General features: G+C 73.2%; 11 protein-coding genes. 8 read left to right on the forward strand and 3 right to left on the reverse strand.

What is annotated here, in order from left to right:
* Positions 1-10: 10 nt before the first annotated feature.
* Positions 11-1,174 (reverse strand): acyltransferase, encoded by a 1,164-nt coding sequence (locus tag ASG83_RS07410; RefSeq protein WP_055859473.1) that lies wholly within the window; start codon positions 1,172-1,174, stop codon positions 11-13.
* Between the two features lie 115 nt (positions 1,175-1,289).
* On the opposite strand from ASG83_RS07410, the gene ASG83_RS07415 reads away from it, so the two are divergent.
* From ASG83_RS07415 to ASG83_RS07440, 6 genes are read left to right on the forward strand one after another with little or no spacing between them, the layout of a single operon-like run.
* Positions 1,290-2,708 (forward strand): glycosyltransferase, encoded by a 1,419-nt coding sequence (locus ASG83_RS07415; RefSeq protein WP_162253791.1) that lies wholly within the window; start codon positions 1,290-1,292, stop codon positions 2,706-2,708.
* Positions 2,705-4,489: an ABC transporter ATP-binding protein gene (locus tag ASG83_RS07420; RefSeq protein ID WP_055858787.1), complete on the forward strand. Its 1,785-nt coding sequence runs from the start codon at positions 2,705-2,707 to the stop codon at positions 4,487-4,489. Before ASG83_RS07415 ends, ASG83_RS07420 begins: the two co-directional genes overlap by 4 nt.
* Complete coding sequence (locus tag ASG83_RS07425; protein ID WP_055858790.1) at positions 4,486-5,592, forward strand: glycosyltransferase; 1,107 nt, start codon at positions 4,486-4,488, stop codon at positions 5,590-5,592. Before ASG83_RS07420 ends, ASG83_RS07425 begins: the two co-directional genes overlap by 4 nt.
* Positions 5,589-6,767 (forward strand): hypothetical protein, encoded by a 1,179-nt coding sequence (locus ASG83_RS07430; protein WP_156710984.1) that lies wholly within the window; start codon positions 5,589-5,591, stop codon positions 6,765-6,767. The genes ASG83_RS07425 and ASG83_RS07430 overlap by 4 nt, the downstream gene beginning before the upstream one ends.
* Positions 6,768-6,790: 23 nt before the next feature.
* Positions 6,791-7,927, forward strand: a complete 1,137-nt coding sequence (locus ASG83_RS07435; RefSeq protein ID WP_055858796.1) for a hypothetical protein — start codon at positions 6,791-6,793, stop codon at positions 7,925-7,927.
* Positions 7,924-9,060 (forward strand): hypothetical protein, encoded by a 1,137-nt coding sequence (locus tag ASG83_RS07440; RefSeq protein ID WP_055858799.1) that lies wholly within the window; start codon positions 7,924-7,926, stop codon positions 9,058-9,060. The genes ASG83_RS07435 and ASG83_RS07440 overlap by 4 nt, the downstream gene beginning before the upstream one ends.
* On the opposite strand, the gene wecB is transcribed toward ASG83_RS07440, so the two are convergent.
* Positions 9,044-10,120, reverse strand: coding sequence for a non-hydrolyzing UDP-N-acetylglucosamine 2-epimerase (wecB, locus tag ASG83_RS07445; RefSeq protein ID WP_055858803.1), 1,077 nt, complete (start codon positions 10,118-10,120; stop codon positions 9,044-9,046). The genes ASG83_RS07440 and wecB overlap by 17 nt on opposite strands.
* A 27-nt stretch (positions 10,121-10,147) precedes the next feature.
* Between wecB and ASG83_RS07450 the strand changes: the two genes are divergently transcribed.
* Complete coding sequence (locus tag ASG83_RS07450) at positions 10,148-11,269, forward strand: glycosyltransferase family A protein (protein WP_156710986.1); 1,122 nt, start codon at positions 10,148-10,150, stop codon at positions 11,267-11,269.
* Between the two features lie 96 nt (positions 11,270-11,365).
* Positions 11,366-13,096, forward strand: coding sequence for a cell wall-binding repeat-containing protein (locus ASG83_RS07455; protein WP_055858810.1), 1,731 nt, complete (start codon positions 11,366-11,368; stop codon positions 13,094-13,096).
* A gap of 9 nt (positions 13,097-13,105) precedes the next feature.
* On the opposite strand, the gene ASG83_RS07460 is transcribed toward ASG83_RS07455, so the two are convergent.
* Positions 13,106-13,537 carry a GtrA family protein gene (locus ASG83_RS07460; RefSeq protein ID WP_235460059.1) on the reverse strand — a complete coding sequence of 144 codons (432 nt, stop codon included), beginning with the start codon at positions 13,535-13,537 and terminating at the stop codon, positions 13,106-13,108.
* Positions 13,538-13,568 lie beyond the last annotated feature (31 nt).

A 13,568-nucleotide genomic window follows, 5' to 3' on the forward strand; every position in this document is an offset into this window, starting at 1 on the left:
GCACGACCGCTCAGACGAGCTCGCGAGACCGATCGGGCTCCTCGCCCGTCGAGCGCCGGGCCGTCCGGCGACGCTCGTCGCGCGCGTCCCCCCAGCGCCGCAGGCGGCGCTCCATGGGCTTCTCGACGAGCAGGTGCAGGGCGAAGGCCGCGACGATGCAGGCCGCGAGCATGAGCGGGTACCAGACGAGAGCGATCGGGCCGAGCTGCCTGCCGACGACGGAGAGCACGGCGTAGATGATCGTCGCGTGCACGAGGTAGAAGGCGTACGACGCCTCCCCGAGCCGGACGAGCACCGGGTGGCGGAGGAGCGACCTGCCGCCGCGCAGATCGCGCGCCGCGACCGCGGTGATGAGCGCGGCGCAGGCCACGAGCATCCACTCGTTGATGAAGGGGCGGATGACGGGCTCGACGGGCGCGAGCCAAGGGGTGGAGACCGTCACGGCGATGACCGCGAGGAGCAGCAGCGAGGCGATCATCGTCGCGCCGGCAGGGAGTCGGGGGCGCCAGCCGGTGCGCATCGCGTGCGCGAGGCACATGCCGAGGAGGAACTCGCCGAGGCGCGCGATGGGCCACGGCAGCGCCCCCGGGAGGAGGCCGGGCCCGATGAGCTCGACGAACCGCCAGGCGAACGACAGGCCGATGAGAGCGACGGCCGCGCCGACGGCGCGACGCGTCGAGAGCAGGCGCAGCACGCGGGAGAGGTACGGGTGGAGGGCGTAGAAGAAGGCCTCGCACGTGAGCGTCCACGCGGCAGGGTTGCCCGAGAACAGGATGGTCGGCTCGCGCCACCAGCCCTGGACGAGCAGGACGGACAGCAGGAGCACGCCGAGATCGAGCGGCTTGACCCACCAGTCCTCCGCCGCGGGGGTGAGGCTGTAGAAGACGGGGATCGCCACCGCGAGCGCGACGAGGTGCGCGGGGTAGATGCGCGCGAACCGGCGCCAGTAGAAGGTGCTCGTCGAGATCGCCTGCGCCGACCAGGTGAGCACGAAGCCCGAGAGCACGAAGAAGAACATCACGCCGTAGTTGCCGAGCGAGAGAGCGGCATGGACAGGGAGCGGCGCGAGGTTCGTCATGTGGTGCAGGAAGACGCCGAACGCCGCCCACCATCGCAGCCCCGTGAGGGAGTCCAGACGCGGTGGCCGGGCAGGGTCGAGCGGAACCGACGGCACGAGGCTCAAGGGTACGCGCCGCGTCGCCGGGGCCGCCGCACTATCCTTGTCCGAGTCGCGCCTCGAGGCGACGCCGCCGAGCCGCCCGGCCGCGCGGGGAGGGGACGGGCACCACGTGTCGACGGACGGACCGCTGACTGGTCGGCGCATCGCCATGCTCGTGTACAACGACCTCTCCTCCGATGCCCGGGTCATCAAGGAGGCCACCGCGCTGAGCGAGGCGGGCGCCGAGGTCCGCGTCATCGCGCTCGCGGTCGCGCGCGGCCGCTACGCCCCCGGCCTCGATCGCAGCCGCCCCGCCTTCGAGACACTCCGCGTCCCCATCGTCGAGATCAAGCACCTGCTCCCCATCTGGGGCGACGCGGTGCGACGCCTCATCCGTCGCTCGTCGACCCCGGCCGTCGCTCCGGCGCCGACGCCGGCGCCGACGCCGACGACGCCGAGCCCGTCCTCCTCGGCGGCCCCGGCCCCACCCGCAGCCGCCGCTCCGGCCGCGCGCGCCCCCATCGGCGAGCTCAAGGGAGTCCTCATCGACCTGTGGGGTCGGCTCGACCTCACGCTGCGCATGGCGAGCTACTGGCGCCGCGCCCGCCGCGAGCTGCTCGCGTGGCGCCCCGACGCGATCCACGCGCACGACGCGAACACGCTCTCGCCGGCCGCGCGCGCCGCTCGTCGGCTGCGCATCCCGCTCGTGTACGACTCGCACGAGCTCTGGACGGAGCGCAACGTCCGGGCCGACCGGCCGTTCGCGAAGCGCTGGGAGCGCATCGTCGAGCGGCGCGGCATCCGCCGCGCGGAGCTCGTCGTGACGGTCTCCCCGTCGATCGCGCGGTGGCTGCAGGATCGCTACCGGCTCACGCGCGAACCCCTTCTCGTCCGCAACATCCCCGCCGCCTCGCCGACCGCGGGCGACCGCGGCTGCGGCCGCCTCCGCGAGCTCGCCTCGCTTCCCGACGACGCGCGCGTGCTCGTCTACTGCGGCGGCGTCACGACCAATCGGGGCATCGAGCGGGTGGTGGATGCTCTCGCCCACCTCCCCGCCGACCACCACCTCGTCGCGATCGGGCCGGCATCCGAGATCGTCGCGGCCCAGCTGCGGCGGCGCGCGGTCGGCGTCGGAGCGGCAGGACGCCTGCACCTGGTGGGCTCCGTCGACTCGCACGAGGTCACGACGGCGCTCGCCGACGGCGACGTCTCGTTCGTGCTCACGAACCCCTCGTGCCTCAGCTACCGCTACTCGCTGCCGAACAAGCTGTTCGAGTCGCTGCACGCCGGGCTCCCGATCATCGCGAACGACCTGCCGGACACGGGAGCGATCGTGTCCCAGTCGGGCGCGGGCGTCATCGTCGGCGAGAGCGCCGATTCCCGCGAGCTCGCCGACGCCGTCCGGTCGGTGCTCGTGGATCGCGAGCGACTGTCGCGGGCGGCGCTCGCCGCGGCGCAGGAGCACCGGTGGGAGGATGACATCGAGGCGCTCGTCGCGGCGTACTCCGCGATGACCTCGCGACACCGACCCGGAGGCCCGCACGCATGATCCTCATCTGGCGGACGCTGACGAGCATCGTGCCCTACCTCCCGACGCGCGCGGTGAACTTCCTCGTCGTGTACGTCATCGTCACGAGCGCCCTCGCGCTCATCGACATCAGCGCCCTCGCTCTGCTGGCGCTGTCGCTCGGGGCGATGGTGGCGGGCCGCCCGGTCGAGCTGCCCCTCGTCGGGTCGGTCGGGGTCGACGGGTACGTGTGGATCCTCGTCGTGGTCTCCGGCCTCATCATCGCGAAGTCGTCCCTCGCGCTGCTGCTGCAGTGGGTCGCCACGCGGCGCTTCGCCCGCTTCGAGCTCGAGATCGGCGACCGTCTCTTCAACGCCTACATCCGCGCCCCGTGGACGGAGAGGCTCAAGCGCAACACCTCGCAGCTCGTCCGGATGGCCGACGTCGGCATCGCGAACGTCACGGCGGGCTTCCTGCTGCCGGTGTCGACCCTCCCGAGCCTGCTCACGACCTTCGCCGCCGTGCTCGTGGTGCTCGTCGTCGCGCAGCCGGTGACCGCGCTCGTGACGGTGCTGTACCTCGGCGCGATCGCGGCCCTCCTCTACCTCGTCGTCTCCCGCCGCGCCATCCAGGCGGGCAGGGTGAATCGCGACTACTCCTTCAAGGTCGCGCGTCTGATGACCGACATGGTGTCGGCGCTGAAGGAGATCACGCTCGCGGACAAGGCGGGCGAGGTCGCGCGAGTCGTCCACGAGAACCGGATCCACACCACGCGCGCTCGCGCGAACATCTCCTTCCTGGGCACCGTGCCGAAGTTCGTCCTCGACGCGGCTCTCGTCGGCGGGTTCCTCCTCGTCGGCGGCGTCGCGTACATCGGCGGCGGGCTGACGGAGGCCTTCGCCGCAGTCGCCCTCTTCGGCGTCGCCGGGTTCCGGCTCGTCCCCTCCCTCACCGGGTTCCAGTCGATCGTGACCTCGACGCACGCGAACGTGCCCCAGGTGCGCGCGGTGATCATCGACATCACGCTCGCCGAGTCGTACATCGAGCATGCCGAGACGATCGGCCACGATCCCATCGTGGGCGAGCCCGAGGCCCTCGAGCTCGCCGATGTGTCCTTCACCTATCCGGGGGCGGACGCTCCCGCGCTCCAGGGGGTCTCCCTCCGGCTGCCGATGGGGTCGAGCCTCGGGCTCGTGGGCTCCTCCGGCGCGGGCAAGTCGACGCTCGTCGACCTCATCCTGGGTCTGCTCGTGCCCTCGTCGGGCACCGCCCTCGTGGGCGACCAGCGGCTGGAGGACGTGCTCGCCGCGTGGCGCTCGCGGGTCGGCTACGTGCCGCAGGACGTCGCCCTGTTCGACGGGACCGTCGCCGAGAACGTCGCCCTGGTCTGGGAGGGCGAGATCGACGAGGAGCGCGTCGAGCAGGCTCTGCGCCGCGCGCAGCTGTGGGACGTCATCGCGTCGCGACCGGGCGGCATCCACGGGCGCGTCGGCGACCGCGGCATGTCGCTCTCGGGCGGGCAGCGGCAGCGCCTCGGCATCGCCCGGGCCCTGTTCGACGACCCGCTCGTGCTCGTCCTGGACGAGGCGACGAGCGCGCTCGACACCAAGACCGAGTCGGATGTCGCGGCGGCGATCCGCGAGCTCCGCGGGGAGGTGACCGTCGTCGCGGTCGCGCACCGGCTCTCGACCATCAGGGACAGCGATCAGGTGTGCTTCATGGCGGACGGCCGCATCGTCGCTCGCGGCACGTTCGACGAGCTCGTGGCGTCCGTCCCCGAGTTCGCCGTGCAGGCCGCGCTCTCCGGTCTCGCCCCGGCATGACCGTCCGCCCCGGGGGGCCGCTCGTCCTCGACCTGGTGATCGCGGTCCACAGCGTCGACCGCCCGATCCGCCGCGCGGTCGCGTCGGTGCTGGGGGAGGTCATCGATGCGCGCGTGCGGGTGACCGTCGTCTGCCACGAGCTGCCGGTCGATGACATCGCGGGCCTCCTGGCGGGCCTGCCGCTCGCGACGGTGCGGCTGCTCGCGCACTCCGACGGCGTCCGCAGCCCGGCCGGCCCGCTGAACGCCGGGGTCGCCGCGGCGACCGCCGAGTACGTCGCCGTGATGGGCTCCGACGACTACTTCGAGCCCGGTGCGATCGGCGCCTACCTCGACGAGGTCGAGCGGATCGGACCGGACGTCCTCATCGTCCCTCTCCGGCATCAGTCGGGCGAGCTGCTGCGCAACCCGCTGGTCCGCTGGCGCCGCCGTCGCGCGCTGAGCGTCGTTCGCGATCGCCTGTTCTACCGCAGCTCCCCGCTCGCCCTGATCCGTCGCTCGGTGCTCGCCGCTCGTCCGGAGCCGTTCGTCACCGGCCTGCCCGCCGGCGTGGATCTCGAGCTGAGCACCTGGCTGTGGTCGCAGCCCCTGCGGATCGATTTCCCGCTCGACCTTCCCGCGTACGTCATCGGCGCCGACGCCGCCGACCGCGTGACCGAGGCCCCCCGCCCGGCCGCGCTCGCGCTCGAGCCTCTGCGCCGCCTGCTCGCTCAGGCGTGGGTGCGATCGCTGAGCGGCCCGGTGCGGCATGCCCTCGTCGTGAAGCTCCTGCGCATCCACGTGCTCGGCGCGGTGCGCGCGCGTCGTGACGCCGATGCCTGGGCGGTCGACGACGCGCGCGCCCTCGCCGAGGTCGTGCAGGCCGGGCTCGCGCTCGCCCCCCGAGCGCTCGAGCCCTTCGCGCGGGCGGAGCGCGGCATCCTCGAGCGCGCCGCGCACGCGGACGCATCGGGCATCGCCCCGGTGCTCGCGGCGGCCTCGCACGCGGACGCCGCCGGCCGGGTCGATCGCACGCTGACGCGGTCGGTGCTGCGGGCGCTCGATCGCGAGTCGACCCTGCGGCGCTTCCTGCTGTGCCGCCTCGACCGCTGGGAGCGCTCGTGAGCGCTCTCGGCCGCATCTCCCTTCTCGTGCCCGATGCGATCATGGCCCGCCTCCTGCCGCGCGGGCGACGCTTCGACCCACGCACGGTGCCGGCACCGATCGCGTTCCGCTCCGGCGCGCGCCATCGCGTGCTGATCGGTCCCGAGAACTCCGCGGGCCAGGCCGAGGGGTGGGCGCGCGCGCTCGTCGCCGGCACCGTCTCGACCGACGCCGTCGCCTTCCAGGTCGAGCGCGGCTCGCGCTTCCAGCACGCCGTGACCGCGCGCGTGCCCGCGCCCGTCTTCGCCTGGTCGCGGCGGTGGCAGGCCGCGCACCGTCGTGCCGTGCTCGCGCGCGCGACGCACGTGCTCATCGAGAGCGGGCGACCCGTGCTCGCGGGCGGGGCGCGCGGCGACGTCGATCGCGATGTCCGCGATCTGCTCGCGCGAGGCATCCGCGTCGCCTTCCTCTGGCACGGCAGCGACATCCGCGACCCCGACCGGCACGCCGCCGAGCGCGCGAGCTCGCCCTACGCCGACGAGTCGTGGGCCGCGGTGCCGGCGCTGCGGGTGAGCTCGGCGGCTCAGCGCCGGCGGGCCCGGTCGAGCCCCGTGCCGTCGTTCGTGTCGACCCCCGATCTGCTCGACGACCTCCCCGCGGCGACATGGCTGCCGCTCGTCGTCGACCCCGACCGCTGGGCCGGCGAGATCACTCCGACCGCGGGCCGACCCCTGAGGGTCGTGCACGCGCCGAGCACGGCGGTGGTGAAGGGCACGTCGCTCATCGAGCCGGTGCTGACGGCGCTCGCGGCTGAGGGCGTCATCGAGTACCGACGGATCGAGGGCGTGCCGCATGACGAGATGCCGGCCGTGCTGCGCGGGGCCGACGTCGTGCTCGAGCAGTTCCGTCTGGGCAGCTACGGCGTCGCGGCGGTCGAGGCGATGGCGGCCGGCCGCATCGTGATCGCCGACATCGACGACCGCGTGCGGGAGCGCGTGCGCGAGCAGTCCGGCAGGGAGCTGCCGATCATCTCGGCGTCGGCCGCCGACCTCGAGGGCGTGCTCCGGGCGATCGTCGCGGATCCGGCGGCCGCTCGCGATCGGGCGGCGCAGGGCCCGGCCTTCGTGCGCGCCGTGCACGACGGGCGCCTCGCCGCGGCGGTTCTGTCCTCGTCGCTCGGCCTGGACGGGTCGTGAGCGTCATGCGGGAGAATGAGCGGATGCCCGGCCGTCCTCTCGTGCTCATCCTCTCCTTCTCGCCGATCGGGTCGGACGCCCGCGTGCTCAAGCAGCTCGAGCTCGCACGCGAGGTGGCCGACGTCGTGACCTGCGGCTACGGCGACGCCCCCGCCGGGGTCGTCGAGCACGTGCGGATCCCGGACGACAGGAAGATCCTCCCTCTCCGCCCGAAGCTGCTCGTGCTTCGTCTGCGCACGCTCGCCCTGCACCGCGCTCCGGCGATCGCGTGGGTGCGCTCGGCCCTCGCGGGCCGCCGCTTCGACGCGGTGATCGTCAACGAGCTCGAAGCGGCGCCCGTCGGGCTGTCGATCCCGTCCGCGGGCGGCCACCTTCTCGACCTGCACGAGTACACCCCGCGGCTGCACGACGACAGCGCGGGGTGGCGCCGCTACCTCCAGCCGCTCTTCGAGTCGACGGCACGTCGCTGGCTGCCGCGCGCGAGCGCGGTCACCACGGTCGGCGCCCGCATCGCCCAGGAGTACGCGCGTCTGAGCGGCGTCACCCCCGACCTGGTCGTCAACGCGGCGCCGTTCGCCGACCGGCGGCCGACCGAGGTCGGGGAGCCCATCCGGCTCGTGCACTCCGGCGCCTGCCTGCGTCGACGCGGGCTGCTCGAGCTCGTGGAGGCGGTCGAGTCGACGTCGACGCCCGTGACGCTCGACCTCTACCTCATGCCCAACAACCCGGGGCTGCTCGGCGAGCTGCGCGAGCTCGCCGCCGCCTCGGACCGCGTGACCGTGCACGACCCGGTGCCCTACGCGCGGCTCGTCGAGACGCTCAACGGCTACGACATCGGCGTGCACGTCCTGCCCCCGGTGACCGTCAACAACGAGTGGGCGCTGCCGAACAAGTTCTTCGACTACGTGCAGGCGCGACTGGGCGTCATCGTGGGCCCCTCGCCCGAGATGGCCCGCTACGCCGTCGAGCACGGGCTCGGACTCGTGACGGCGGGCTTCAGCGCCGCCGACCTCGCCTCGACGCTCGACTCGCTGACGCTCGAGCAGGTGCGGTCCCTCAAGGAGGCCGCCCACCGCGCTGCTGCGCCGCTGTCGTCGGAGCACGCGATGGGGGCTTGGCGGGATGCCCTGCGCACGATGCTCGAGCGGGCGAGGTCATGACGGACCCGCGCCCCCGGCTGGTCATCATCGCGTTCTCGCGACTGGTCTCCGACGCCCGGGTGCTCAAGCAGATCGCGCGCTTCCGCGAGCAGTGCGCCGTGACGACGATCGGCTACGGGCCGGCGCCCGAGGGCGTCGCCGAGCACTGCGCCATCCCCGACGAGGCGGCGCTGTGGCGGTGGCCGCGGGTGGCGCTGATCCTGCGGCAGTACCGGCGGGCCTATCGGGGCAACGCCGCGCTCATCGCGGCGCGCGAGGCGCTGCGCGGGCGCGAGATCGACGCGATCCTCGCCAACGACATCGAATCCGCCGGCATCGCGCTCGAGGTCGTGCCCCCGCAGCAGGTGCACCTCGACCTCCACGAGTACGCGCCGCGTCAGCGCGAGGAGCTCTGGCGCTGGCGCGTGTTCGTCGCCCCGTTCGTGCGCTGGATGACGCGACGCCACGCGGCTCGCGTGCCGAGCGTCTCGACGGTCTCGCCGGGGCTCGCGCGCGAGTACCGCGCCGAGTTCGGGATCCAGGCGTCGGTCGTCACGAACGCGGCTCCGTCGATCGATCGCGACCCCCACGGCACGGGGTCGCCCATCCGCCTGGTGCACAGCGGCGCCGGCCTGGCCAATCGCGGCATCGCGCTCATGGTCGAGGCCGTCGAGAGGTCGACCGCCGACGTGACGCTCGATCTCTTCCTGACGCGCAACGACCCGCGGTTCATGCTCGAGCTCGCCGAGCTGTGCGCGGCGTCGGCGCGATGCGCGCTGCACCCGCCCGTGCCGTACGAGGAGCTCGCCGACACGATCGCGCGGTACGACGTGGGCGTCTTCGTGCTTCCGCCCGTCAACGTGAACTACCGCTGGGCGCTGCCCAACAAGCTGTTCGATTTCGTGCAGGCGCGGCTCGGCGTCATCGTCGGTCCGACGCCGGACATGGCCGCGATCGTGCGCGAGCACGGCGTCGGGGCGGTGACGGACGACTTCACCGCCGCCGCGCTGACGCGCGAGCTCGACGGCCTGACCCCCGCGACGGTCGACGCGTGGAAGGCCGCGTCTCATCGGTCAGCCCGCGCCCTCTCGGCCGAGCTCGAGGTCGAGAAGTGGGCGACGGCGATCGGCGCGATCCTCAGCCGCGGGCGCTGACCGCCTCGCCGCGCAGCCGGAGCGCCTCGATGACGCGTCCGGCGGCGAACCCGTCGCCGTAGGGTGCCTCGTCGGTCGGCGCGGGCGCCGGCCGCGACGCCGCGGCGCGGATCTCCTCGCTCGTGAGCGCGAGCACGTTCCAGCCGAGCGCGACCGTCTCGACCCACTCGGTCTCGGTGCGCACGGTCGTGCACGGCACGCGCAGCAGGAAGGCCTCCTTCTGCAGGCCGCCGGAGTCGGTCACGACGCCGCGGCTGGACTGCACGGCGGCGACGAGGTCGGGGTAGGCGAGCGGCGCCCGCGACTCGAGCGAGCCGCCTTCGAGCTCGAGCCCGAACTCGGCGGCACGGGCCACCAGGCGGGGGTGGGCGAGCAGGACCACCGGGTCATCGAGCGAGCGCAGGGCATCCAGCACCGCGGCGAGGCGGTCGCGGTCGTCCGTCGTCTCCGCGCGATGGATGGTCGCGATCGAGTAGGTGCCGGGCGCGTGCGGGACGGGCGAGGCGCGGCGATCGGCGGCGGCGTCGCGCACCTGGTGGAGCACGTCGGTCATGACGTCGCCCACGAGCAGCGAGCGCTCGGCGAGGCCCTCGGCGGCGAGGTGGGTCATCGCCTGCTCGGTGGGGGCGAGGCAGAGGTCGGCGGCGTGGTCGGTGAGAACGCGGTTGTGCTCCTCGGGCATCCGGCGGTTGAACGAGCGCAGGCCCGCCTCGAGGTGAGCGAGGGGCAGGTGGATCTTCACGGCGGCGACGGCCGCGGCGAGCGTGGAGTTGGTGTCGCCGTAGACCAGCACCCAGTCGGGGCGGTGCTGCAGGAAGGCGTCCTCGAGCGCGCCGAGCATCGCACCGGTCTGGTGGCCGTGGCTGCCCGAGCCGATGCCGAGGTGCAGGTCGGGGGCGGGGATCTGGAGGTCGTCGAAGAAGACGTCGCTCATGATCGGGTCGTAGTGCTGGCCGGTGTGCACGATGACGTGCTCGACGCCGGCCTCGGTGGCGGCGCGCGCGATCGGGGCGAGCTTCACGAACTGGGGGCGGGCGCCGACGACGCTGATGATTCGCACGACGGCCGAGTCTATAAGGTCGACTCCATGGCTGAATCGGGCGCAGGCGACCCCGCGATCGACCCCGCGATCGACCTCGTCATCGCCGTGCACAGCCCCGAGCGTCCGGTCGAGCGCGCGGTGTCCTCCGCGCTCGCCGGCCCCGTCGACGGACCCCCGGTGCGCGTCACGGTCGTCTGCCACGACCTCGACCCCGCGATCGTCGCCGCTCGGCTCGGCGCCCTCGCCGACGATGCCCGCGTCCGACTCCTCGCGCATGGCGACGGCATCCGCTCGCCCTCCGGACCCTTCAACGCGGGCCTCGACGCGGCGACGGGGGAGTGGGTCGCGATCATGGGCTCCGACGACGAGCTCGAGGCCGGGGCGCTCGCCGCCTGGCACGCGCGCGCCCGGGCGATGGGGGCCGACATCGTGCTGCCGCGCATCGTCCGTCGGGACGCGGCCGGACGCGATGCGACGGTCGCGACGCCTCCCGCGCGGCCGGGCCGCCGGACGCGGCTCGACGGCGTGCGCGACCGGCTCTCCTACCGCAGCGCGCCCCTCGGGCTCCTCCGCCGCGCGCTCGTCGGCGCCACGCGCTTCGGCGGGGGGCTGTCGCAGGGCGAGGACGTCCTGTTCTCGGCCCGGCTCTGGTTCTCGGGCGCGACCATCGCCCTCGCCGACGGGCCGGCCTACGTCGTGCACGACGACGCGCGCGACCGGGTGACCCTCACCGCCCGACCGCTGGCCACGACGCTGGCGTTCATCGACGAGGTGCTCGACGACCGCTGGTTCCGCGCGCTGCCGGAAGCCTCGCGTGACGCTCTCGGGGCGAAGCTGCTGCGCATCAACGTGCTGGGTGAGTTCGTGAACCGCCCCGACCCGGGCCAGTGGTCGAGCGGCGAGCGCGACGCCCTCGCACGGCTCGTGCGGAGCATCCGCGCCGCCGCCCCGTCGGCGATCGAGACGATGTCGATCGCCGACCGTCGCCTCCTCGACGCCCTGCCCTCCGATTCGGGGGCGGATGCCCGGCGCCTGCTCGCCCTCGCCCGAGCTCGCCGCGCCTACGGCCGACCGGCGACGCTGCTCACGCGCAGCCCGCGTCGCGTGCTCGCCCGCGAGGCCCCGCTGCGCATGATGGCCGCGTCGTTCGCGCGTCGGAGCCGCTGACCGGACGACAATCGTCAAAACGGCGTTCCCGGGTTACCCTGTTGATTGGCAGTGAGGCGTCCGGGGGGGTCGCCCATGCCATTGGGGGGATTCACCGTGATCGTCAACCGTGTCAGCGCGCTCGTCCGGTCCGTCGCGATCGGAGCGGCCGCGCTCGTGCTCGCGACGTTCGTCGTCGCCGTCCAGCCGCCGACGAGCGCCTCGGCGCTCTCGGGCTCGGAGTTCGACCCGGGCAACATCATCAGCGACTACGCGTTCTTCCACGACAGCGCGATGACCGAGGCCGAGATCCAGGCGTTCCTCGCCGCGCAGAGCGGCGCGTGCCTGAACACGAACTGCCTCGACATCCTGAAGGTCACCACTCCGGATCGCGCGGCGACCACGCGCTGCCAGGGGTACGAGGGTGCGGCGAACGAGCCGGCGTCGCGCGTCCTGTTCAAGATCCAGCGCTCGTGCGGGGTGAGCGCGAAGGCGCTCCTCGTCACGCTGCAGAAGGAGCAGAGCCTCGTCACGGCGCTGCGCCCGAGCGACTACATCCTCGACCGGGCCATGGGCTACTACTGCCCGGACGACCCCAATCGGCCCGGCTGGTGCCACCCCGACTACGCGGGCTTCTTCAACCAGGTCTACAACGCCGCAGGCCAGTTCAAGCGGTACGCGCAGAACCCGCAGAACTACAACTTCCAGGTCGGCGTGGAGAACATCCAGTACCACCCCACCGCGTCGTGCGGCACGAAGCGCGTGACGATCGCGAACCAGGCGACGGCCGGCCTCTACAACTACACGCCCTACACGCCCAACGCGCCGGCCCTGAACAACCTGTTCGGCACCGGCGACGCGTGCTCGACCTACGGCAACCGCAACTTCTGGCGCATCTACAGCACGTGGTTCGGCAGCCCCACCACGACGGTGCCGTCGGGCGTCGCGACGTCCCGCTTCGAGGGCTCCGACCGCTTCGTCGTCTCGGCGGGCGTCGCCGCCCAGTTCACGGCGCCCGCTCCCGTGGTCTACATCGCCAACGGCATGGACTTCCCCGACGCGCTGAGCGCGGGCCCCGCGGCCGGATCGCTCGGCGGGCCGCTCCTGCTCGTGCAGCCCACGGTGATCCCGCCGAGCGTCGCCCTCGAGCTCGCTCGACTGAAGCCGGCGCGCATCGTGATCGCGGGCGGTCCGAGCTCGGTCTCCGAGACCGTGCTGACTCAGCTGAAGGCCTACGCGCCCACCGTGACGCGCATCGACGGGCCGAACCGCTACGCGGTCTCGCGCGGCCTCGCGCTCGACGCCTTCGGAGCCGCGGGAGCGAAGCGGGTCTATCTCGCCACGGGCCGCACCTTCCCCGACGCGCTGTCCGCGGGCGCGGCCGCGGGCGCGAAGGATGCGCCGGTCATCCTCGTCGACGGCAAGCAGCCGACGCTCGACGCCGAGACGGCGCAGACGCTCGCGAGCCTCAAGGCGACCCAGATCGTGATCGCCGGCGGCGAGGCCTCGGTCTCCGCGGGCATCCAGGCGGCGCTCTCGGCCCTGCCCGGTGTCACCGAGGTGACGCGCTACGGCGGCGAGGACCGCTACATCGTCTCCGCCGCGCTCAACCGCGCGGAGCTCGGCCCGAGCGCGACCATGTACCTGGCTCTCGGCTCGAAGTTCCCCGACGCGCTCTCGGGCACGCCGCTCGCCGTCGTGAACGGGGCGCCGCTCTACGTCACGCCGGGCGACTGCATTCCGCCGTCGATCCTCGACGACATCCGACTGAAGGGCGTCAAGAACGTCGTCCTCGTCGGCGGCGTCGGCTCGCTGACCGCGCGCATCGAGGAGTACGCGGGCTGCTGATCGCCGCCCTCACTCCCGGCCGGGAGGGCGGGCGAACGAGAAGCGGCTGTGGCCGAAGAAGCTCACGAGCGTGGTGATGACGAGCACCACGAGCTGCGCGAGCAGCGGGTGCAGGCCGACGATCTCGACGAGCAGCGGCAGCAGGGCGGCGTTGAGGGCGATCGCCGTCAGGTACACGGCGATGAAGCGCAGCAGGTCGACGAGAACGTTGCCGCGCACCTGCCAGACGAATCGCCGGTAGAGCACGAAGGCGACCGCGATGCCGACCGCGTACGAGAGCACGAGGCTCGCGAGATAGCCGAAGGGCACGTCGCGGAAGACGACGAGCTGCAGACCGGCGAACACCCCGTAGCCCACGGCGGTGTTGGTCGCCCCGACGGCGAGGAAGCGGATGCGCGTGTCGCGGCTGAGCGCGAGGGCTCGGTCTCGCAGGCTGGTCACGCCCCCAGCATCCCACGGCGCTGCGGCGCGA

This window comes from Yonghaparkia sp. Soil809 (genome assembly GCF_001429705.1).
In the GTDB taxonomy this organism is placed as follows: Bacteria; Actinomycetota; Actinomycetes; order Actinomycetales; family Microbacteriaceae; genus Microcella.

What these genes read in the sequence shown, in the direction of transcription:
- ASG83_RS07440 (WP_055858799.1), top strand. Translation starts at nt 7,924, where the DNA reads ATGACGGACCCGCGCCCCCGGCTGGTCATCATCGCGTTCTCGCGACTG.
- ASG83_RS07435 (WP_055858796.1), top strand. Translation starts at nt 6,791, where the DNA reads ATGCCCGGCCGTCCTCTCGTGCTCATCCTCTCCTTCTCGCCGATCGGG.
- ASG83_RS07425 (WP_055858790.1), top strand. Translation starts at nt 4,486, where the DNA reads ATGACCGTCCGCCCCGGGGGGCCGCTCGTCCTCGACCTGGTGATCGCG.
- ASG83_RS07450 (WP_156710986.1), top strand. Translation starts at nt 10,148, where the DNA reads ATGGCTGAATCGGGCGCAGGCGACCCCGCGATCGACCCCGCGATCGAC.
- ASG83_RS07420 (WP_055858787.1), top strand. Translation starts at nt 2,705, where the DNA reads ATGATCCTCATCTGGCGGACGCTGACGAGCATCGTGCCCTACCTCCCG.